The 20,758-nt window shown below is 70.8% G+C and carries 18 protein-coding genes and 4 tRNA genes; all 22 read left to right on the plus strand.

From position 1 onward, the window contains the following. Position 1: 1 nt before the first annotated feature. Positions 2–1,321: a bifunctional phosphopantothenoylcysteine decarboxylase/phosphopantothenate--cysteine ligase CoaBC gene (gene coaBC, locus IT347_05075; GenBank protein MCC6348953.1), complete on the plus strand. Its 1,320-nt coding sequence runs from the start codon at positions 2–4 to the stop codon at positions 1,319–1,321. After that, a complete protein-coding gene (locus tag IT347_05080; protein ID MCC6348954.1) occupies positions 1,318–2,328 on the plus strand; it encodes a uracil-DNA glycosylase in 1,011 nt (336 codons plus the stop codon). The genes coaBC and IT347_05080 overlap by 4 nt, the downstream gene beginning before the upstream one ends. A 94-nt stretch (positions 2,329–2,422) precedes the next feature. After that, positions 2,423–3,808, plus strand: coding sequence for a replicative DNA helicase (gene dnaB, locus IT347_05085; protein ID MCC6348955.1), 1,386 nt, complete (start codon positions 2,423–2,425; stop codon positions 3,806–3,808). A 4-nt stretch (positions 3,809–3,812) separates the two neighbouring features. Beyond that, positions 3,813–4,613: an ABC transporter permease gene (locus tag IT347_05090; GenBank protein MCC6348956.1), complete on the plus strand. Its 801-nt coding sequence runs from the start codon at positions 3,813–3,815 to the stop codon at positions 4,611–4,613. After that, positions 4,610–5,356, plus strand: coding sequence for an ABC transporter ATP-binding protein (locus IT347_05095; protein MCC6348957.1), 747 nt, complete (start codon positions 4,610–4,612; stop codon positions 5,354–5,356). Before IT347_05090 ends, IT347_05095 begins: the two co-directional genes overlap by 4 nt. Positions 5,357–5,372: 16 nt before the next feature. Beyond that, positions 5,373–6,266: an MCE family protein gene (locus tag IT347_05100; GenBank protein ID MCC6348958.1), complete on the plus strand. Its 894-nt coding sequence runs from the start codon at positions 5,373–5,375 to the stop codon at positions 6,264–6,266. Positions 6,267–6,324: 58 nt separating this feature from the next. Next, entirely contained in the window at positions 6,325–7,803 is a 1,479-nt protein-coding gene (radA, locus tag IT347_05105) for a DNA repair protein RadA (GenBank protein MCC6348959.1), read from the plus strand. After that, the gene (locus IT347_05110; protein MCC6348960.1) at positions 7,800–8,303 is read left to right on the plus strand and encodes a YbaK/EbsC family protein; all 504 of its coding nucleotides are present in this window, start codon (positions 7,800–7,802) and stop codon (positions 8,301–8,303) included. Before radA ends, IT347_05110 begins: the two co-directional genes overlap by 4 nt. Next, entirely contained in the window at positions 8,300–8,995 is a 696-nt protein-coding gene (ispD, locus tag IT347_05115; protein MCC6348961.1) for a 2-C-methyl-D-erythritol 4-phosphate cytidylyltransferase, read from the plus strand. The genes IT347_05110 and ispD overlap by 4 nt, the downstream gene beginning before the upstream one ends. After that, a complete protein-coding gene (locus IT347_05120) occupies positions 8,992–9,468 on the plus strand; it encodes a 2-C-methyl-D-erythritol 2,4-cyclodiphosphate synthase (protein MCC6348962.1) in 477 nt (158 codons plus the stop codon). Before ispD ends, IT347_05120 begins: the two co-directional genes overlap by 4 nt. 138 nt (positions 9,469–9,606) lie before the next feature. Continuing rightward, positions 9,607–11,103 (plus strand): glutamate--tRNA ligase, encoded by a 1,497-nt coding sequence (locus IT347_05125; protein MCC6348963.1) that lies wholly within the window; start codon positions 9,607–9,609, stop codon positions 11,101–11,103. A 16-nt stretch (positions 11,104–11,119) separates the two neighbouring features. Then, positions 11,120–12,139: a D-alanine--D-alanine ligase gene (locus IT347_05130; protein ID MCC6348964.1), complete on the plus strand. Its 1,020-nt coding sequence runs from the start codon at positions 11,120–11,122 to the stop codon at positions 12,137–12,139. Positions 12,140–12,162: 23 nt separating this feature from the next. Continuing rightward, the gene (locus IT347_05135) at positions 12,163–13,224 is read left to right on the plus strand and encodes a M42 family metallopeptidase (GenBank protein MCC6348965.1); all 1,062 of its coding nucleotides are present in this window, start codon (positions 12,163–12,165) and stop codon (positions 13,222–13,224) included. A 61-nt stretch (positions 13,225–13,285) separates the two neighbouring features. Further along, a complete protein-coding gene (locus IT347_05140; protein MCC6348966.1) occupies positions 13,286–14,176 on the plus strand; it encodes a mechanosensitive ion channel family protein in 891 nt (296 codons plus the stop codon). A gap of 25 nt (positions 14,177–14,201) precedes the next feature. Then, positions 14,202–15,593 carry a cysteine--tRNA ligase gene (locus tag IT347_05145; GenBank protein ID MCC6348967.1) on the plus strand — a complete coding sequence of 464 codons (1,392 nt, stop codon included), beginning with the start codon at positions 14,202–14,204 and terminating at the stop codon, positions 15,591–15,593. 248 nt (positions 15,594–15,841) lie between these two features. Beyond that, positions 15,842–16,192 (plus strand): hypothetical protein, encoded by a 351-nt coding sequence (locus IT347_05150; GenBank protein MCC6348968.1) that lies wholly within the window; start codon positions 15,842–15,844, stop codon positions 16,190–16,192. A gap of 64 nt (positions 16,193–16,256) precedes the next feature. Further along, positions 16,257–18,677 carry a sigma 54-interacting transcriptional regulator gene (locus IT347_05155; protein ID MCC6348969.1) on the plus strand — a complete coding sequence of 807 codons (2,421 nt, stop codon included), beginning with the start codon at positions 16,257–16,259 and terminating at the stop codon, positions 18,675–18,677. A gap of 933 nt (positions 18,678–19,610) precedes the next feature. Next, positions 19,611–19,683 (plus strand) — tRNA-Thr (locus tag IT347_05160). Positions 19,684–19,791: 108 nt separating this feature from the next. Continuing rightward, positions 19,792–19,877 (plus strand) — tRNA-Tyr (locus IT347_05165). A gap of 24 nt (positions 19,878–19,901) precedes the next feature. After that, a tRNA-Gly gene (locus tag IT347_05170) sits at positions 19,902–19,977 on the plus strand. Between the two features lie 404 nt (positions 19,978–20,381). Next, positions 20,382–20,457 (plus strand) — tRNA-Thr (locus IT347_05175). Positions 20,458–20,631: 174 nt separating this feature from the next. Beyond that, positions 20,632–20,758, plus strand: a 127-nt coding sequence (gene tuf, locus IT347_05180) for an elongation factor Tu (GenBank protein ID MCC6348970.1), incomplete at its 3' end; no start/stop codon positions are given.

Raw genomic sequence — 20,758 nt, forward strand, 5'->3', positions numbered from 1 at the left:
CGTGCTCCGGGATCGCGTCGTCGTCGTCGGCATCTCCGGAGGCATCGCGGCCTACAAGGCGTGCGAGCTGGTGCGCCGGCTGCGCGAGCGCGGCGCGACCGTGATCGTGGTGATGACGCCCGGGGCGTGCGAGTTCGTGACGCCGCTGACCCTGCAGGCGTTGTCGGGCAACCCGGTGGTGACCGGGCTGTGGGGTGACCAGCAGCCCCGCTTCGATCTGCCGCTGGAGTCGCGAGCCAGGGTCGGGGGCAGAATCGAGCACGTGGACGTGGCCGAAGTGGCGGACTGCCTCGTGATCGCACCGGCCACCGCCGACCTCCTCGCGCGCCTCGTGCACGGCGTCGCGCCCGACGCGCTCACCACCGTCGCGCTCGCCTGCCCCGCGCCGCTCGTGCTCGCGCCCGCGATGGACCTGCAGATGTGGCGTGCGGCCGCGACGCAGGCCAATGTCCGCGCCCTGCGCGCGCGCGGGGCCCGCATCGTCGGGCCGGCCTCGGGCCCTCTCGCCTCCGGCCTCGCCGGGCCCGGCAGGCTGGCCGAAGACGCCGACATCGTGGCCGCGGTCGAAGCCTCGGTGACGCGTTCCGCGAGCCTCAAGGGCGTGCGCGTGCTGGTCGGCGCGGGGCGCACGGAGGAGCCGCTCGATCCGGTGCGCGTGCTGACCAACCGCTCGAGCGGGCGAATGGGCTTCGCGCTCGCCGAGGCCGCCCGCGACCGCGGCGCGGACGTGACGGTGGTCGCGGGGCCGGTGAGCGTGGATGCGCCCTACGGCGTGACGCTGGTGCCGGTGACGACCGCCGAGCAGATGCTGCGCGCGATGCGCGCGGCCTCGGAGGGCGCCGACGTCGTGCTGATGGCGGCCGCGGTCGCCGACTATCGGCCCGCCCGGCCGTCGGCGAGGAAGCTCAAGCGCGGCCCGGGCCCGCTGACGATCGAGCTGGCGCCGAACGCCGACATCCTGGCGACGCTCGCGGGCGCGCGACGCGCGGGACAGGTGTTCGTCGGCTTCGCGCTCGAGACCAACGACGGCGTCGCGAACGCGCGCGCCAAGCTGAGGGCCAAGGGAGTGGACCTGATCGTGCTGAACTCCCCGGCCGACGGGCTCGGCGGGGACACGAACCGCGCGACGCTGGTGGACGCGCGTGGGGCGACGGCGCTGCCGAAGTCGTCCAAGCGCGAACTCGCCGAGGCGCTGCTCGACCGGGTCGAGGCGCTGCGCGCGGCGGGCCCGGTCTCGACGAAGAAGACGCGTTCCGCCGCGAAGCCCTCACCGACCGCCGCGGCCGCGCCGCGGCGCGCCGTCCGAAAGGCGAAGCGATGAGCGGGCGCCGGCCGCACGAGGAAGCCGCCGGCATCGCCCGCGCGGCGCGCCGGCTGCTCGAGCGCGAGCGCGCACGCGGCGGCGGGGAGCTTCTCGCGGCCGGCGTCGTCCGCGCGCGTGCGAGGGGTGCGGGGGAGCGGTCGGTGTTGGAGACCGGTCGAGCCGCCGAGGTCGCGCCGGTGCCTGCCCAGGCCGTCGCCGGCTCGACCGCGTTCGAATCGCCCCCACCCGCGAGGACCGCGGCGGCCGACACGCCGGCATTCACGCTCGATCCGCCGGAGCCGATCGCGCCCGTGACACGCCCGGAGCCCGGTCCCGCCGCGACAGGCACACCCGCCGCTGCCGCCCTGCCATCCTTCGCCGACGACCTGAACCCGTCGGCGCTCGGCGAGGGCCGCGCCGCGGTCCTCGCGGAATCGCTTCCGGTCCTCGGCACGATCGCGAACGAGGCGCGCGCATGCGAAAAATGCGGCCTGTGCCGCACGCGCATCCAGGCCGTTCCCGGCGTGGGCTCGGCGGGCAGCGGCATCGTGTTCGTGGGCGAGGCGCCGGGCGCCGACGAGGACGAGCAGGGCGAACCGTTCGTCGGCCGGGCCGGTCAGCTGCTCACGCGGATGATCGCGGCGATGGACGAGCGCCGGCTGATCCCGGGCGTGAAACTCGACCGCACGACGGTGTACATCTGCAACGTGCTCAAGTGCCGGCCGCCCGAGAACCGCAACCCGCTGCCCGGTGAGATCGAGGCCTGCTCGCCGTACGTGATTCGCCAGCTCGAGGCGCTGCGGCCGCGCATCATCTGCTGCCTCGGCAAGTTCGCGGCCGAGCTGCTGTGCGGCATCAAGGGCTCGGTCGGCAGCATGCGCGGCCGCACGTACCGCTGGCGCGGCGCCAAGCTCATCGTGACGTATCATCCCGCCTACCTGCTGCGGAACCCCCGCCCCGACGGACCCAAGGCGGAGGCCTGGAAGGACCTGCAGCGGCTCGCGCAGGAATATCTGACCGACTGAAGGAACCTCATCGCTCCAGCTCGAGCGAGTTGCGCATCGTCCGGGCGCACCCGGCATGCGGGCGCCGTGGCAGGCGTCCGGGAAGGGAATCGCCATGACCGACAACACGCCGGGCAATGCCGGCGCGGGCCCGCCGGGGCTGACGCCTCCGCAGGCGCTCGAAGCCGAACGCTCCATCCTCGCGGCCATGATGCTCGACCCCGGCGCCATCGGCAGGGCGGTCGAGAACATCGACTCGAGCGCGTTCTACCGGACCTCGCACGCGAAGATCTTCGCCGCCCTGATCGCGCTCTACGAACGCCAGGAAGCCGCCGACCTCATCACGGTCGCGGAGGAACTGCGCAAGCGCGGCGATTTCGAAGCCGCGGGCGGTGCGGCGGCGCTGGCGCAGGTCATGGAGTACGCGACCACCACGGCGAACATCGAACACCACATCCGGATCGTGCACGAGAAGGCGATCCTGCGCAGGCTGATCCGCGCGACCGGTGAGATCCAGCAGCAGTGCTACTCGGGGCAGGACGAGACCGCGTCGCTGCTCGATCAGGCCGAGGCCCGCATCTTCGAGATCACGGACCAGCGCATTCGCCAGGGCTTCACCAGCATCGGCGACCTGATGATGCCCTCGATGACGCAGATCGAGGCTCTCTTCAAGCGCAAGTCGCAGGTCACGGGCGTTTCGAGCGGCTGGGACGATCTCGACAAGCTCACGAGCGGCTGGCAGCCCGGCGACCTGATCATCCTCGCCGGCAGACCTTCGATGGGAAAGACGGCGGCCGCCATGAACATGGCCGAGAACGCCGCGGTCCGCTTCGGCGTGCCGGTGGCGGTGTTCTCGCTCGAAATGAGCAAGGAACAGCTGGCGCTGAGGCTGCTGTGCTCGCAGGGCGAACTGTCGCTGTCGCGGTTGCGCACCGGATCCCTGCAGCCCGAGGACTGGCCGAGACTCACCGCCGGGGCGGGAATCCTGAAGAAGGCGCCGATCAACATCGACGACTCGCCGGCGCTGTCGGTGCTCGAGGTGCGCGCGAAGTGTCGCCGCCTCAAGGCCGAGAACAAGCTCGGCCTGGTGGTCGTGGACTACCTTCAACTCATGCGCCCGAGTTCCCCGGTCGAGAATCGCGTCCAGGAGATCGCGCAGATCAGCCGCGGGCTCAAGGCGCTCGCGAAGGAGCTGAACGTTCCGATCATCGCTCTCTCGCAGCTCTCCCGCGCGGTCGAGACGCGCGGCGGCCACGGACGCCCGCAGCTTTCGGATCTGCGCGAGTCGGGATCGCTGGAGCAGGACGCCGATGTCGTGCTGTTCGTGTATCGCGAGGTCGTGTACAAGCCGGACACGGCCGAGCCCGGCAAGGCACAGCTCATCATCGCCAAGCAGCGCAATGGTCCGACCGACGACGTGGACCTGACCTTCATTCGCCAGTGCACCAAGTTCGTGCCGTACAGCCCCGTGATGTCGGGCGAGACGGAGCCGGGATACTGAGCCGATGAGGGGCCTGGCGAGCCGCGGGCATTTCTTCCTCTGGCGGCGCATCGGTGACCGGTTCGCTCAGGTCGGCCGGCTGGCGCTGTTCGTCGGGGACACGTTCCGCGCCCTGCCGCGCGGCCTGCGGGCGCCGCGGCTGCTGGTGGACGAAATGCACGCCATTGGAGTGCAGTCGCTGCTGCTCGTCGTCGTGGTCTCGCTCTTCACCGGCGCGGTGGCGGCGGTGCAGGCGGCCTATCAGTTCTCGACCGTCGTGCCGCTCAAGTACATCGGCTCGGTCATCCTGCGCTCGGTGATCATCGAACTCGGCCCCGTGCTGACGGCGCTCATCGTCGGCGGCCGCGTCGGCGCCTCCATCGCCGCGGAACTGGGAACGATGCGCGTGACCGAGCAGATCGACGCGCTCGAGGCGATGGCGATCAACCCGATGCGCTACCTCGTCGTGCCGCGGGTGGTGGCGGCGGTCGTCATGGTGCCGGTGCTGGTCGTGCTGTCGGACGCGATCGCGATCTTCGGCGGCTACCTCGTCTCGGTCATGAGCCTCGGCGTCAGCTCGCACACGTACATCCTCGGCCTCAAGCAGTTCTTCCACATGAAGGACCTGTGGTCGGGCATGGTGAAGTCCGTCTGCTTCGGCGCGATCATCGGCTGGATGGGCTGCTACTACGGCTTTCGCACCGAGGGCGGCGCCGAGGGCGTCGGCCAGGCCACGACGCGCGCCGTGGTGGCCACCTGCGTGCTCGTGCTGATCAGCGACTACGTGCTCGCGACCGTCCTCTTCCGGTTCGTCTTCGCGTCATGATTCGTATTCGCGGCCTGGCGAAGCGTCTGGGCACCCGGCAGGTGCTGACCCGCGTGGACCTCGACATCCCCGACGGGCAGACGGTCGTGATCATGGGCCGCAGCGGCACCGGAAAGAGCGTCCTGCTCAAGCACATCATCGGGCTGATGCAGCCGGACGCCGGCGACATCGAGGTGGACGGCGAGTCCATCGTCGGGCTGGGCGAGGCCGAGCTCAACCGGGTGCGCAAGCGGTTCGGCATGCTCTTCCAGGGCGCGGCGCTGTTCGATTCGCTGACCGTCGGCGAGAACGTCGGACTGCCGCTGCGCGAGCACACCCGCCTCGGCGACGGCGAGGTGCGGCGCCGGGTCGCCGAGCGGCTCGAATGGGTCGGCCTGCAGGGGGTCGAAGCGATGAAGCCCGCCTCGCTCTCGGGCGGCATGCGCAAGCGCGTGGGGCTGGCGCGCGCGCTGGCCATGGACCCGGCGTACATTCTGTACGACGAGCCGACGACCGGGCTCGACCCGATCATGTCGGACGTCATCAACCGGCTCATCCGCTCGCTGCAGAAGCGAATCGGGGTCACCAGCGTCGTCGTGACGCACGACCTGCGGAGCGCCTACCATGTGGGCGACCGGATGGCGATGCTGAACGACGGACACGTGGTGTTCGCCGGCACGCCCGAGGAGCTGCGATCCTCGGACGATCCATTCGTGCACAGGTTCATCGAGGGTTCGAGCGAGGGGCTCGAGGAGTCGCTGTGACGGCGGGGGGAGGCGCGTGAAGAGAACCACCGAGATCCAGGTCGGCGTGACCGTCGTCGTCGCGCTGGTCGTGCTCATCTGGGGCGTGACCTGGCTGCGCGAGTTCAAGATCGGGCGGCAGGTGCGCCTGTGGACCGTGAGCTTCCCGCAGACGGGCGGGCTGGGCCCGAGCGACGAAGTGCAGGTGAACGGCATCCGCAAGGGGTCGGTTTCGTCCATTGATCTGGCCGGCGACCACGTGGTCGTGCACCTGGCGCTCGACAAGGATCTGGAGCTCACGCACGACAGCCGCGTCTCCATTCGCAACGTCGGGCTGATGGGCGAAAAGGTGATTGCCGTGGACCTGCATCCGACCGGCGAGCGCTACACGGCCCGCGACACCATTCCCGGCGTCTTCGAACCGGGGCTGGGCGAGTTCATGGCCAGTGCGGGGCCGTCCTTCGACGCGATGAACCGCGTGATCGTGGCGCTCGACCGCCTCGCGACGCGCCTGGATCGCAACGGCGAGGTGGACCGGACGATCGCGAACCTGCGTCAGACTTCGGACGAGCTGCTCAAGGCGACGCGCGAGAACCGCGCGATCGTCAACGAAACGCTGCGCAACGCGCGCGACGTCTCGAGAACCGCGAAGGCGCTGACCACGGACCAGGAGGCGCATCTGCGCGAGACGATCGCGTCGCTGGAGCGCGGCACCCGCAACTTCGAACGGCTCACGACGCGCCTGGATTCGGTGCTGGCGGTGACGAAGCAGGTGGCGGACAAGGCGAACGGCGGCGACGGCACGGCGGCGCTGCTGCTCAACGATCGCAAGCTCTACGACGACACGCGCGCGACCGTGCAGTCGCTGCGCGAGCTCATCGAGGACATGAAGAAGAACCCCAGGAAGTACGTGAACCTCAGCATCTTCTAGCCCGGCCCGGCCGGGTGTGCCGTGCGAGTTCGGACCGCCCCCGGCGGGAGTGACGACCATGACGCGCGCCGTGAAACCTGCGAAGTCTCCGAAGACGAACTTCTACTGCACGGCCTGCGGCAACGAGCAGCCGCGCTGGTTCGGGCACTGCCCGCAGTGCGGTGAGTGGAACACGGCCGCCGAGGCGCCCGTCGCCGGCGCGCCCAGGAGCGCGGCCGTCCCGCGCGGGGCGGCGCGCTGGGTGCCCGCCGGCGAAGGCCGCTCGCGGGGCGCGCGGCCGCTCGCGCAGGTCGAGGTCGAGTCGGCCGAGCGCGCGCGCACCGGGCTTCGCGAGCTGGACCGCGTGCTGGGCGGAGGCCTCGTGCCGGGCTCGCTCGTGCTGGTCGGCGGCGATCCCGGGATCGGCAAGAGCACGCTGATGCTGCAACTCGCCATGGCGCTCGCGCGCGAGGGCCGGCGCGTCCTGTACGTGACGGGCGAGGAGAGCGAGCAGCAGATCCGCCTGCGCGCGGCCCGCCTCGGCGAGCTGCCCGAATCGCTGCTCCTGCTGTGCGAGACCGACCTCGAAGCGGTGCTCGAGGCGGCGGCCTCCGTGCTGCCCGAGGCGATGGTGGTGGATTCCATCCAGACGCTCTCGCGCGCCGACCTCGAAGGCGGGCCGGGCACGGTGACGCAGGTGCGGGAATGCGGCCTGGCGATGCTGCACTTCGCGAAGGGCTCGCGCACGCCGGTCTTCCTGGTCGGGCACGTGACCAAGGACGGCGCGGTCGCGGGGCCGCGCGTGCTCGAGCACATGGTGGACGCGGTGCTCTACCTGGAGGGCGAGCGCTACCAGCACTACCGCGTGCTGCGCGCGGCGAAGAACCGCTTCGGCTCGACGAACGAACTGGGCGTCTTCGAAATGCTCGAGTCCGGCCTGCGCGAGGTCGCGAATCCGAGCCAGGCGTTCCTGTCCGACGGCGCGCGCGCCGAGCCGGGCACGGCCGTGGTCGCGAGCCTCGAGGGTTCGAGGCCGCTGCTCGTCGAGGTGCAGGCGCTGGTCTCGACGTCGTTCTACGGCACGCCGCAGCGGGTGACGAGCGGCTTCGACCCGCGCCGGCTCGCGGTGCTGCTCGCGGTGCTCGAGCGCCGCGTCGGCCTGCGGCTCGGGCGGCACGACGTGTTCGTGACGGTGACGGGCGGCCTCAAGCTCGACGACCCGGGCACCGACCTGGGCGTCGCGCTGGCGATCGCGTCGAGCTATCGCAGCCGGCCGCTGCTGGACCGCACGCTGGCGCTGGGCGAGGTGAGCCTCTCGGGCGAGCTGCGGCGCGTCGCGCGGCTCGACGCGCGCCTGCGCGAGGCGGCGCAGCTCGGCTTCGTGCGCGCCGGCTTTCCGAAGGCGCAGGCGGCCGACGCCGAGGGCAGCGGCCTGCAGCTCGTGCCGCTCGGCACGGTGCGCGAGGCCTTCGAGGCGATGCTCGGAGAACGCGTCGCGCCACCGCGCGCCGCCGAAGCGGAGCGCGCCGCGGGCGCCGGGCCGGAAGGTCGCTCGTGAACGCGCCGGCTCCGGGCGGTGCGCTCAGCGAGGCGGCGCGGCGCGTGCAGGACGCGCTCGTGGCCGGCGGCTTCGGCAACCGCGTGATCGAGCTGCGCGAGCCCGTCCGAACCGCGCAGGCCGCGGCGGACGCCGTCGGCTGCGAGGTCGGTCAGATCGTCAAGAGCCTCGTCTTCAGGCGGACGGGCCACGCGGGCGAAGGCGGAGGCGTGCTCGTGCTCGCCAGCGGCGCCAGCCGCGTGGACGTCGCCAAGCTCGCGACGCTCCTGGGCGGCGGGGTCGAGATGGGCGACCCGAGGTTCGTGCGCGCGGTCACCGGCTTCGCGATCGGCGGCATCCCGCCGCTCGGTCACGCGCAGGCGCTCGAAGTCGTCATGGACGAGCGCCTGCTGGCGCACGAGGCGCTGTGGGCCGCGGCCGGACATCCGAACTCGCTCTTCCCGCTGACGCCCGACGAGCTGCGGCGGATGGCCGGCGGGCGCGTGGCGGACGTGACGTGAGCGTCGTCGCCCTCCTGCTCTGCGCGGGTCGCGGCGAACGGCTCGCGGCCGGCGTGGCCAAGGCCGCGGTGCCGCTCGCCGGCCGGCCGCTGTTCACCTGGAGCCTGGAAACGCTCGGCCGCTGCGCGGGCGTGGAGGCGATCGTCGTCGTGGGCCCGGTGCGCACGCTGCGCGATCTGCTTTCGGCTTCCGGGCTCGCGGCACCCAAGGTGGTCGCGTGGGTCGAAGGCGGCGAGGAGCGCCAGCATTCGGTGGCGCGCGGTCTCGCCGCGCTGCCCGCGGACTGCGATCTCGTCGCCGTTCACGACTCGGCGCGCGCGCTCGTGAGCGAAGCGGTGGTCGCCCGCACGATCGAGGCGGCCCGCCAGCACGGCGCGGCGATCGCCGCGGTGCCGCTCGCCGACACGCTCAAACGCGTGGACGACGGCGTGATTCACGGGACGCCCGCCCGCGCGGGGCTGTGGTGCGCGCAGACGCCGCAGGTCTTTCGCCGCGACTGGCTGGCGGCGGCGCACGCCGCGGCGACGTCGGCGGCGACCGACGACGCGGCGCTGGTCGAAGCGCTCGGGCACCCGGTGCGCGTCGCGGCGGGCGATGCGCTCAACTTCAAGGTCACGACCCCCGGGGATCTGGCGCTCGCCGAGCGCTGGCTCGCGGGGCGCGGCACGGCGCACGAGGAGGCGGGACGATGACGGCGCGTGTGGGTTTCGGCTACGACGTGCACCGCGTCGCCCGCGGGCGGGCGCTGGTGCTGGGCGGGGTGCGTCTCGAGTCCGAGTGGGGGCTCGAGGGGCACAGCGACGCCGACGTGCTCCTGCACGCGATCGGCGACGCGCTGCTCGGCGCCGCCGGGCTCGGCGACCTGGGAACGCACTTTCCGCCCGGCGACCCGAAATGGAAGGACGCCTCGAGCCTCGATCTGCTCGAGCGCATCCGCGCGCTGCTCGCCGGCGCCGGCGCGCGGATCGTGAACGTGGATGCGATGGTGGTCGCCGAGGCCCCGAAGATCGCGCCGCACCGCGCGGTGATGTGCGCGAACGTGGCGCGGGCGCTGGGCATCGCCGCCGATCTCGTCTCGGTCAAGGCCACGACCCACGAGCAGCTCGGCGCCCTCGGCCGCGGCGAGGGGCTCGCGGCCATGGCGGTGGCGCTCGTCGAGCGCTGATCGCGGGGAGGCTCCGGCCGCGTTGCCCGGACGCTTCGCCCCTGCAATGATGCCCGGCCGCCGGCGCGCCGCGCGCCGGCCCCGCTGACTTCGATTCCACACCCGGGACCGAGACGGAACAACGTGAGCGCCGAACCCATGCCGACCGCCGTTCGCGTGCGCTTCGCGCCGAGCCCCACCGGCTGGCTGCACGTCGGAGGGGCGCGCACCGCGTACTTCAACTGGCTGTTCGCCCGCCAGCACGGCGGCCGGTTCGTGATCCGCGTCGAGGACACCGACGCCGAACGCTCGAGCGGCGAGAGCGAGCGCGGCGTGCTCGACGACCTGCGCTGGCTGGGACTGGCGTGGGACGAAGGGCCCGACGGGGGCGGCCCGTACGGCCCGTACCGCCAGAGCGAGCGGCTGGCGCTTTACCGTGAGCAGGCCGACCGGCTGCTGGCGTCCAGGCGGGCCTACCGCTGCTTCTGCACCGACGAGGACCTGGAACGGCGACGCAACGAGGCGCTCGCCGCCGGGCGGCCGCCGCACTACGACGGGCGCTGCCGCTCGCTCGCGGCCGGCGAGTCGGCGAGCCGCGCCGCGGCCGGCGAGCCGGCCAGCGTGCGCTTCCGGGTTCCGGATCGCGACTGGACGCTCGAGGACGCGGTGCGCGGCACGGTCACGTTCCCGGCCGGCATGGTGGGCGACTTCGTGCTGCTCCGCTCGAGCGGGCTTCCGACCTACAACTTCGCCTGCGTGGTGGACGACGCGGCCATGCGCATCAGCCACGTGCTGCGCGCCGAGGAGCACCTGGCGAACACCCCGCGACAGCTCATGCTCTACGAGGCGCTCGGCGGGACGCCGCCGCGCTTCGCGCACCTCGCCCTCATCCTGAACCGGGACCGCACCAAGATGAGCAAGCGCGCGGGCGAAGCGGCGGTCGCCGTCGGCGACTGGCGGCGCGCGGGCTACGTGCCGGAGGCGCTGCTCAGCTATCTCGCCCTGCTCGGCTTTCACCCGGGCGACGACCGCGAGATCCTGTCGCGCGAGGAGCTGCTGGCCGCCTTCACGCTCGAACGGCTCGGCCAGAGTGGCTCGGTGTTCGACGCCGCCAAGCTGGCGTGGGTGAACCGCCATTTCCTGCATCACGCGAGCGGCGCGCAGCTCGCGGCCTGGCTCGCCGCGGGGCCCGGACCGGGAACGGAGCCGGACGCCGACTGGCGCGCGGCGGCCGGCCGGCTGACGGCGGATCTGCCGGCGGTCACGGTGGAAAGGCTGCTCGAGGGGGTGCGGGGCAACGTTTCGACCCTGGCGGACCTGCCGGGCGAGCTCGAGGTCCTGACGGGGGGAGCCCTGCGCTTCGAGGCCGAGGCCGAAGCCGCCCTGGCCGCGCCGGGCGCGCCGGCACTCTGTGGTGACCTCGCGCGGGAGGCCGCCGGACTTGCCGAATGGAGCGGGGAAGCCTTTAAATCCGCCGTCCAAGTGTCCGGGAAGCGGCAGGGGCGCAAGGGCCGTGACCTCTTCATGCCGGTGCGCGCCGCGCTTTCGGGCCGGACGCACGGCCCCGAGCTGCCGCTGCTCGCCGAGTTGCTGGGCAAGGATCGCTGCATCGAGAGGCTGCACGACGCGGCCCGTCGCGCGGAAGGTCCCGCGTGACGCTTCGGAGGAAGCCATGAGAATCGCCGTCCTGATGGGCGGAAGGTCGTCCGAGCGGGAGATCTCGCTGCGCACCGGGCGCGGCTGCGCGCAGGCGCTGCGCAACCTCGGGCACGAGGTCACGTCGGTGGACGCCGCCGACGGCGCCGTGCTGCCGGCCGGACAGGAGGAGGAAGCGGCCCGCACGCTCGACGCCGTCCGCTCGCTGCCACGGGCGGCGATGCTCGACGCGCTGCAGACGGGGCCGGTGCGCGATGCCGACGTCGTCTACCTCGCGCTGCACGGGCGGTACGGTGAGGACGGCACCGTGCAGGCCGCGCTCGAGCTGGCCGACAAGGTCTACACGGGCTCGGGCGTGCTGGCGAGCGCCATCGCGATGGACAAGGCGATGTCCAAGCGCGTCTTCGAGCGCGAGGCGATCCCGACTCCGCACTGGATGCTCATCGAAGCCGGTGTCTCGGGCCGGGCGCTCGACGTCAAGCTGCTCGGCGGCTACCCGCTGGTTGTCAAGCCGAACAGCGAAGGCTCGACCTACGGCCTGACGATCGTGCGGCACCCGTCCGAGCTGCAGCCCGCGATCCAGAAGGCCGCCGAGTACGACACCCAAGTCCTGGTCGAGCAGTACATCGAGGGCCGCGAGCTGACCGTGACGATCATCGGCGAGATGGCCTACCCGGTGGTCGAGATCGAGCCGCACAGCGGCTTCTACGACTACGCGGCCAAGTACACCCGGGGCGCGAGCGTCTACACCTGCCCCGCGAAGTTGTCCATCGAACTGGCCCGGCACGTCCGCGAGCTCGGGCTCGAAGCGGCGCAGTCGCTCGACTGCAGCGGCGTCTCGCGCGTGGACATCCGGCTCACCGAAGACGACGAACCCTACGTGCTCGAGGTGAACACGCTCCCGGGCATGACCCCGACCAGCCTCGTGCCGATGGCCGCGGCGGCGAAGGGCATGTCCTACGATCAACTGGTGGCCCGCGTTCTCGACCTGGCGCTCGCCGACGCACGCGCCCGGCACGTCGAACAGCGAGGCTGACCGTTCCACCCACGGGGAATCGAATGGACCGCACCCAGCAGTTCCTGAAGGACCTGGTCGAAGCGAACGGCGCGCCGGGATTCGAAGGCGACGTCTTCGAGGTCATGAGCCGGGCGCTGAAGGGCGTGGGCGCGATCTCGAAGGACCGGCTCGGCAGTTTCATCTGCGAGAAGGTCGGCGACCCGAAGGGTCCGCGGGTGATGCTGGGCGGCCACCTCGACGAAGTCGGCTTCCTCGTCAAGTCGGTGACCAAGGAAGGCTACGTCCGCTTTCTCGGGCTCGGCGGCTGGTGGGGCCACGTGGTGCTGGGCCAGCGACTGGTGATCCAGACGCGCAAGGGCCCGGTGCTGGGCGTCGTCGGCTGCAAGCCGCCGCACGAGCTGCGCGACGAGGATCGCAAGAAGGTGCTGGAGCTGAAGGACATGTTCATTGACGTCGGCGCGACCGGCGACTGGGACGTGAAGAAGAAGCTCGACATCCGGCCCGGGGACCCGATCCTGCCCGACTCGTCGTTCCAGGTGATGGCGAACCCGAACCTGCTGCTCGCCAAGGCGTGGGACAACCGGCTCGGCTGCGCGCTCGCCGCCGAAGTGGCGCTGGCGCTCAAGGGCCAGAAGCACCCGAACACCCTGTTCGCGGTCGCCACGGTGCAGGAGGAGGTCGGGTTGCGCGGGGCGCAGACCTCCGCGTTCAAGGTGAAGCCGGACGTGGCCATCGCGCTCGACTCCGGCATCGCGCACGACACGCCGGGCACCGAAGGCGACGAGAAGCTCGGCGGCGGCCCGCTGGTCGTGATCTACGACGCGTCGGTGATCCCGAACCGCAAGCTGCGCGACCTGGTCATCGAGACCGCCGCGAAGCTGCGCATTCCGTTGCAGTTCGAGAGCGTCGAGCGCGGCGGCACCGACGCGGGACGTTTCCACCTTTCGGGCGAGGGCGTACCCAGCCTCGCCATGGGCATCGCCGCACGCTACATCCACAGCCACAACAGCATCATTGACCGCCGCGACTTCGACATGACGGTCCGGTTGCTGGTGGCGATCGTGAAGCGCCTCGACCGAAAGACGGTCGAAGGCCTCTGCTGAGCCGGCGCGGGCCGCTCGGGATCGCCGTTCCCGCGCGGCCCGCGCGTCCATTTCGGAACCCATGCTTCGAGATCTGACCACTTCCTGGCTGCCGGCCGAGACGAGCCTCGTCGTGCGCGTCATCGTGGCGGTCGCGGTCACGCTGGCGGCGGGCTGGCTGCTGCAGCGGCTCGGCTTCCTGATCGTGCGCCGGAGCGAGCGCTGGATCCTGCGCTCGACGCACGGCAACGACCACGCCGTGCAGCGCGCGCACACGCTGGCGCAGTCGGGACGCCACCTCGTCACCACGATCGTCGGGCTGGGCGTGTTCTTCCACCTGCTCGAAGTGCTGGGCTGGGACCTGCGGCCGCTGCTCGTCGGCGCCAGCGTTCTCGGCGCCGCGCTCGCGTTCGGCGCGCAGACCATGGTGAGGGATGTCATCGCCGGAGTGTTCATCCTGGTGGACGACCAGTACTCGGTCGGCGACACGGTCGAGGTGAACGGCCAGGCCGCCACCGTCGAAGCCGTGACGCTGCGCTCGACGCGGCTGCGGGACTGGCAGGGCCGGTTGCTGTTCGTGCCGAACGGCGAGATGAAGATCGTCGTGAACAGCAGCCGGGGCTGGCACCTGGCGCTCGTGGACCTGCCGCTCGCGGTCAACCAGGACCTGGGGCGGGTGCTCGAGGTGGCCACGGCCATCGCCGACGAGTTGAACGCCGACCCGACGCTCGCGCCGCACCTGCTCGAGCCGGTGAAGGTCGTGGGCATCGAGCGGCTCGGCGTGGACGGCGCCTTCGTGCGCCTCGCCGGACGGGCGCTGCCCGGAGCCGCGGCGGCGACCGTCGCGCGCGAAGGCCGGCGCATCGCCCTCGCCCGGCTGCACGAAGCGGGCCTGCGCGCGGCGGGCGACCCCCAGCTCAAACTGGCCGCGCAACTTCCCTCCGCCGGGCCCGCGCCCGTTGGCCAGGGATGATTCCCCCAGCCCAAGGAGAATCGCGGTGCCGCTTCGCGTCTACGACACGCTGAAACGCGACAAGCGCGAGTTCGTCCCGGTGACGCCGGGGCGGGTGCGCATGTACGTCTGCGGCATGACGGTGCAGAACAAGCCGCACGTCGGGCACATTCGCGCCTCGCTCTCGGCCGAAATCATGCGCCGGTACTTCGAGCACCTCGGTTACGAGGTGGACTACGCCTACAACTTCACCGACGTGGACGACAAGATCATCGAGAAGGCGAACGCCGAAGGCCTCGAGTACGCGGTCGTGAGCGAGCGCAACATCGAGGCCTACCTCAAGTACGCCGACCTGCACAACATCAAGCGGGCGACCGTCTATCCGCGCGCGACGCAGCACATCGGCGAGATGCAGGCGATGATCGCGACGCTGATCGAGAAAGGCTACGCCTACGCCGCCGGAGGGGACGTCTACTTCGACGTCCGCCGCAAGTCCGACTACGGCAAGCTCTCGGGCCGCCGGGTGGACGACCTTCGCGAGGGCTATCGCATCGAGCCGGGCGAGGCGAAGCGCGACCCGCTGGACTTCGCGCTCTGGAAGGGCGCCAAACCCGGCGAGCCCGCATGGGAAAGCCCGTGGGGGCCCGGCAGGCCCGGGTGGCACATCGAGTGCTCGGCGATGGTCCGCAAGCACCTCGGCGAAACCATTGACCTGCACGGCGGCGGGCAGGACCTGATCTTTCCGCACCACGAGAACGAAATCGCCCAGAGCGAGGCGTGCACGGGCAAGCCCATGGCCAACTTCTGGACCGAGAACGGCCTGGTGAACCTGTCGGGCGCCAAGATGTCGAAGAGCGAGGGCAACTTCTTCTTCATCGAGGACATCGCCTCCCGGTCGGATCCCGAGGTCACGCGCTTCTACCTGCTCTCGACCCACTACCGGAGCCCGATCGAGTTCAGCCTCGAGCGACTCGCCGAGGCGGCCGTGGCCTACCAGCGCCTGCGCACGCCGCTCGAGCGGGCGGGCGCCTGGCGGGTCGCGGAGGGTCCGGCTCCCGGCGGGGAACTCGGGCAGGCGGTCGCGGAAGCCGAACGGCTGTTCCATGCCGCCATGGAGGACGATTTCAACACCGCCCAGGCGCTCGGACACCTGTTCGACCTCGCCCGGGCCGTCAACCGCGCCCTCGACGAAGGGGTGGGGTCGGACGCGATCCAGGCGGCCCGAAAGCTCCGCGAGCTGGGCGGAATCCTCGGGCTCTTCTGGAAGGAGCCGGCGGGCCCCGAGTGGTCGGCCGAGATTCTCGAGTTGCTCGAGGCCCGGGCCTCGGCCCGGAAAGCCAGGGACTGGAAGCTGTCCGACGAGCTGCGTGACCGGCTGGCGGGCCTGGGGGCGCTCGTCGAGGACGGGCCCCAGGGCCAGAAGCTGAAGCGGAAGTAGTCCGGGCCCGAGCTTCGGGCCCCGGAGCACCCGGCGGCCCGAAAGGCCTGACGGCCGCCGAACATTTCGCTTGCCTGCGCCAATTGCCCGGCGCTAGCCTTCTTTCAGACCCGGGCGATTGCAGGCCGTCGGTTTCGCGTGGGAGTTCACCCCGTATCCAACTCCGCGCGTCCCGACCCTCTGCAGGCTCGGGTGTTCTTTCGCAGGTCGCATTCCAGCAAGCAGATCGGGAACAGAGGACTGGTTTGATGCGTCGATTCAAGTCGAATCGGTGGTGGATCCTCATCCTGGCGATCGTGCTGAGCGTCGCGGGTGTTGTCCTCGTGCCCGCCGTCGGACTTGCCGACAGGGGCAGCGACGGCGTCATCGGCAACAACCCGAGCGATGGCAGCGGCCCTCCAGACCCGCAGGGAACGGGTGATCCCGATTCTCCGTCCGGGTCCGGCAAGGCCAACCTCCAGTTGGGAGGCGGCACGTACTACGGGACCATCGGCTCCTCCGGCGTGGGTGACGCCGCGGAGTCGGGCCTGGCCCCCGCCTGGAAGTTGAGGATTCGCATCGCGCTGGGCGTGCTCAAGACCTTCTACCTCCGCTTCTGAACCGGGCGGAACGAGGGTCACGAACAGCCCGGCACTCGTCGTACGTCCGGAGTTCGGTGTGCCGATGGTTGACCGGAACGATATCGCGCACCTCGAAGAACGGCTGGCGGTCGGCTCCGCGCCCGGCGCGGAGCCGAGCCTGGCCGATCTCGAGTTGCTCGCCGACCTCTATATCCAGGCGGATCACTACCTGCCCGCGCTGGAGACCATTGACTGCCTGCTTTCCCTGCCGGCGGCTCGGACTCTGTCGCGCACGCGCCGAGCGGCCCTCGAAAGCAGGGCCGTCGCCTGCCGCCTCGCGCGCGGGGACAGCCCCGCGGCCCTCGCGCAGTGCCGCGAGTTGCTGGCCGACGAGGCTTCCTACGATTCCCCGGCGCTTTGCTCGCGTTTGCACCTGCTCTGTGCCCGGGCGTGCCTCGACCTCGGGCGGATCGAGGATGCGCGGGCTTCCGCGGAACGCGGATTGAAGCTCGCCGACTCGATCGCCGACCTCGCGCTCTCGGCCAACGCGCTCACCTGGCTCGGAGTCGCGGCGTATCGCGCCGGCGAGCTGGCGATCGCCCGCGACCACACGGAGCAGGCCATCGCGCTCTACCGTCGGCTCGGGGACGAGTTGAGCGCCGCGCGTGCGCGCAACAATCTCGGACTGATCCACAAGAATCTCTGCGAGTGGGACGGCGCGATCGCGCACTTCCGCTCGGCGCTCGAGGTCTACGAGCGCAGCGGTCACTTCGCCGACACCGCCAATCCGCTCATGAATCTGGGCATCGTCCAGCAGAAGATGGGCGACTGGCAGCGCGCCGCCGACACCTACCGTGAGTGCGAGCAGGTCCTGCTGCGGATCGGCGAGGACCTGCGGCTCGCGCGGGTCGCCATCGGGCTCGGCAACGTCGCGCGGCTGCAGCGCCGCTTTCCGGACGCCGAGTCGCACCTGCTGGCGGCGCTCGAGCGCGCGCGGCGATTGAGCGCCCGGCGCGAGGAGGTGCTGGCCCTCGAGTTCCTGGGCGAACTGGACTACGACCGCGACCGTCCCGAGCGGGCGCTCGCGCGTTACCAGGAGGCGCTCGCGCTCGCGGCGCGTACGGCCCCCGAGGGTGACCTGGTGGTCGAGCTCGAACGTCGCCGCGCCGAGGCCCTGCGTGTTCTCGGCCGGCTCGATGAGGCCGACGAAGCCTGCGGCCGGTCGCGCCGGCTGGCGCGCCTGACCGACGATCGCTTCGAATACGCCGCGACCCATCGCGTGGCGGGCGAAATCGCGCTCGCACGCGGCCGGGTCGCGGATGCGTGCTCGCACCTCGAGTCGGCGAAGAGCCTGCTCCAGGACTGCCGCGAGCGCTTCGAACTGGCCCGTACCTGCCTTCTCCTTGGCCGGCATTCGGCGGACTCCCGCTCCCGGCGCGTCCACCTGTTCCGCGCCTGCGCTCTGTTCGCCGAGGTCGGAAGCGCGTACTGGCTCGCGCAGGCCGAGGACGAGCTGCAAAGGCTGATCGAGCCTGCGTCGCATGGCCCGTCGGCCGCCGCGGCCGCGCGCGTGGACACGGTCCTGGGCCGCCGGCACAGGGCCCCGGGTCTGGTCGCCTGCTCCCATGCCATGCGCCAGGTCGAGGCTCTGGCGCGGCGCGCCGCCGTGACCGACCTGTCGGTGCTCATCACCGGCGAGACGGGAACCGGCAAGGAACTCGTCGCGCGCACCATCCATTCCCTTTCGCAACGCGCGGGCAGGCCGTTCCTGGCGGTCAACTGCGGCGCCCTGCGCGCCGACCTCGCACTCTCGCAGCTCTTCGGGCACCGCAAGGGCGCGTTCACCGGCGCTCACGCCGAGGGCGTGGGGCTGGTCGAGGCGGCCAACGGCGGCACCTTGTTCCTGGACGAGGTCGGCGAGCTGCCGCACGACGTCCAGGTGACGCTGCTTCGCTTCCTCGAAAGCGGCGAGTACCTGCGCCTCGGCGAGACGCAGGCGCGCCGTGCGGAAGTGCGCATCATTGCCGCGACGAATCGCGAGCTGCGTGGCAACGATGGCGAGAAGCACTTCCGGCGGGACCTGTTGTTCCGCCTGAACGAGATCGAGATCCGACTCCCGGCGCTGCGCGAGCGTGCCGAGGATGTCCTGCCGCTCGCCCGCCACTTCCTGTCCTTCTACGGCGGAATCGGCGCGCCTCACCTCGCGCCGGATGCCGAGGGGGTGCTCGCTTCGTTCGGCTGGCCGGGCAACGTGCGCGAGCTCGAGAACGTGATGAAGCGTATCGCGGCCCTGTGCGCGACCGATGCACGAGTGACCGCCTCAGACGTGCTTCCGTTCCTCGCCGACGATGCGCAGGTCATCGCAAGAAGCGAGCGCACCGTCGAGCGCGCGAGCGCCGAACGAGAAGCGATCCTCGCGGCCTGGAAGCAGGCTCACGGCAACAAGAGCCGTCTCGCCGGCCTTCTGGGAGTCAGCCGCAAGACCCTGTACGCGCGGATCAAGCGACTTCGAATCGAGCTCTAGCGCCGACGCCCCCCTGGGCCCGCACGCACGCAGGACCCGCCCTCCTCGGGCGGGTCCTGTTGAGTTTGCGGCGATGCCGGAGCCGCACGACGTGTTACCCGGGCCATGAAGTGTTACCCAGGCGGTAACACCTGTTCTGGTAGCGTCAATCGCGGCCCCGGTGCGCGCGATCGTGCGGCGCTGTCACCTCGGAGCAGGTGACAGCCCATGGACGCGGCGCCATTCGCGTTCGACAGGTCTGGCCAGTGGCGTGTCCAAAGGCCGATGCGACGCAAGGACTTCGGCGGACACGGCCCCCTTCCTGTCCGCGTACTCCCTGAGTGGCACGCGAGGTGCTGAAGGAGATACGCGGATACGGGGATTCAAGCAGCATCCCTTCGCTTGCAGAGTTGCTTCGGCAGTTGCAGGGACCTCGCTGGGGGAGTGGGGTTCCAGGCTTGGCGGACCGCGTGGGGTCAGCACCTCCAGCCCGCGCGGTCAACCAGGCCCCACCGGTTTCAGCTGTAGTCGCGAGGGCGCCGGAGCGCCCGGGCTCGTACCCAAATCGGTCATCCGGACCGGAAGCCCGCGCGAACGCGCGGCGAATGGCCGGAACGTCCAAGAAGGGGGATGGTCGCCCAGGAAATGGTTGGCGAAGCACAGTGGTGAGTAGAAGTTCGTAGCGGCAACAAAAAAAACGAATACGCCCGGTCAACGAAGCCGTTGGAACGGAGGAGTTATTCCCGGTCGCTCCCTGTTCCATCGGGAAGAGGCAGTCGGAGGCGAGCGAGTCTCGCCCACCGGCTGCCTCTTCGAATTCCGGACCTCGCCTTCACCCCTGGGTTGTGCCCGGCTTGTGAGCGAGGGGGGACGCCGCGTGGGTCTTGCGGTCCTTGACACTGCCCCGAAGCGCTGACTATCTTCCCGTGCGCTTTTCCTCGCTTCCGGGCGCGTGCTGGCGTAGCTCAATCGGTAGAGCATCTCATTTGTAATGAGGTGGTTGGGGGTTCGAGTCCCTTCGCCAGCTCTGTCTTGCCTGTCGGCCCTGATCCGGGGTCGCGCGGCCGCCGGCAGGCCGAGAGCAGTTGGGCCCGCCGCGGGCTGGATCCGCCCGGGCGGACGCATGTGGTGATGCGGAGGGGTGCCCGAGCGGCCAAAGGGAGCAGACTGTAAATCTGCCGGCTTATGCCTTCGAAGGTTCGAATCCTTCCCCCTCCACCATATCGAAGCCCGCGAATGAGTTGAGCGGGAATAGCTCAGCGGCTAGAGCATCGGCCTTCCAAGCCGAGGGTCGCGGGTTCGAATCCCGTTTCCCGCTCCAACTTTCCCCGCCCCGAGCAGGGTTCGCGCCGGCCCGCGCGCGCATGGTTCCTGAGTCGTCCGGTCTTTCAGGACTGAAAATCTGACGCATTCCTTGCGTCAGCCGCGGGAAGGCCGGATCGGCGCCCAGGCGGGAGCCCGGCGGCGCCCCTGCGACCGGACCCGACGGCGCAACCCCCGCTTTTTTCGAAGTTTGGCGTTGACACCCCGGCGCGAGGCTCACTAGATTACGCAGTTCGTGCAACGCCCCGACGACTTCCGCGAGCCGGAGGTCGTATCGGGGTGGTGTGTCTTCTCGCCGAGGACACCCCGCGCGAGCACACCCTCCCTACTGGTCGGTACTTCTGCCTGCCGCGATTCAACACCTCGCCGTGCCGTCCGTGTGGAGGGACGCGGTTGTCACGCGCCCACGTAGCTCAGTCGGTAGAGCATCTCCATGGTAAGGAGAAGGTCATCGGTTCGATTCCGATCGTGGGCTCCACCCGAAGCACCGGCGCTGGGTCGGGTAGGCCGGCGGTGTTTCGGGCGGGTTGGGCAGGCAGGTACGTCGGGTAGCGCCCCGCGGGGCGTCGCTCCCGAAGCAACGAGAATCCAATTGCCCGCGGGACGCGGGCGGTGATCGCAACCACCGTACAGAACACAGGAGTCTGCCGAGATGGCCAAGGCGAAATTCGAACGGACGAAGCCGCACGTGAACGTGGGCACGATCGGGCACGTGGACCACGGCAAGACGACGCTGACGGCGGCGATCACGATGGTGCTGGCGAACAAGGGGTACGCGC

The sequence above is a fragment of the Candidatus Eisenbacteria bacterium genome (genome assembly GCA_020847735.1).
Lineage (GTDB): Bacteria > Eisenbacteria > RBG-16-71-46 > RBG-16-71-46 > RBG-16-71-46 > CAIXRL01.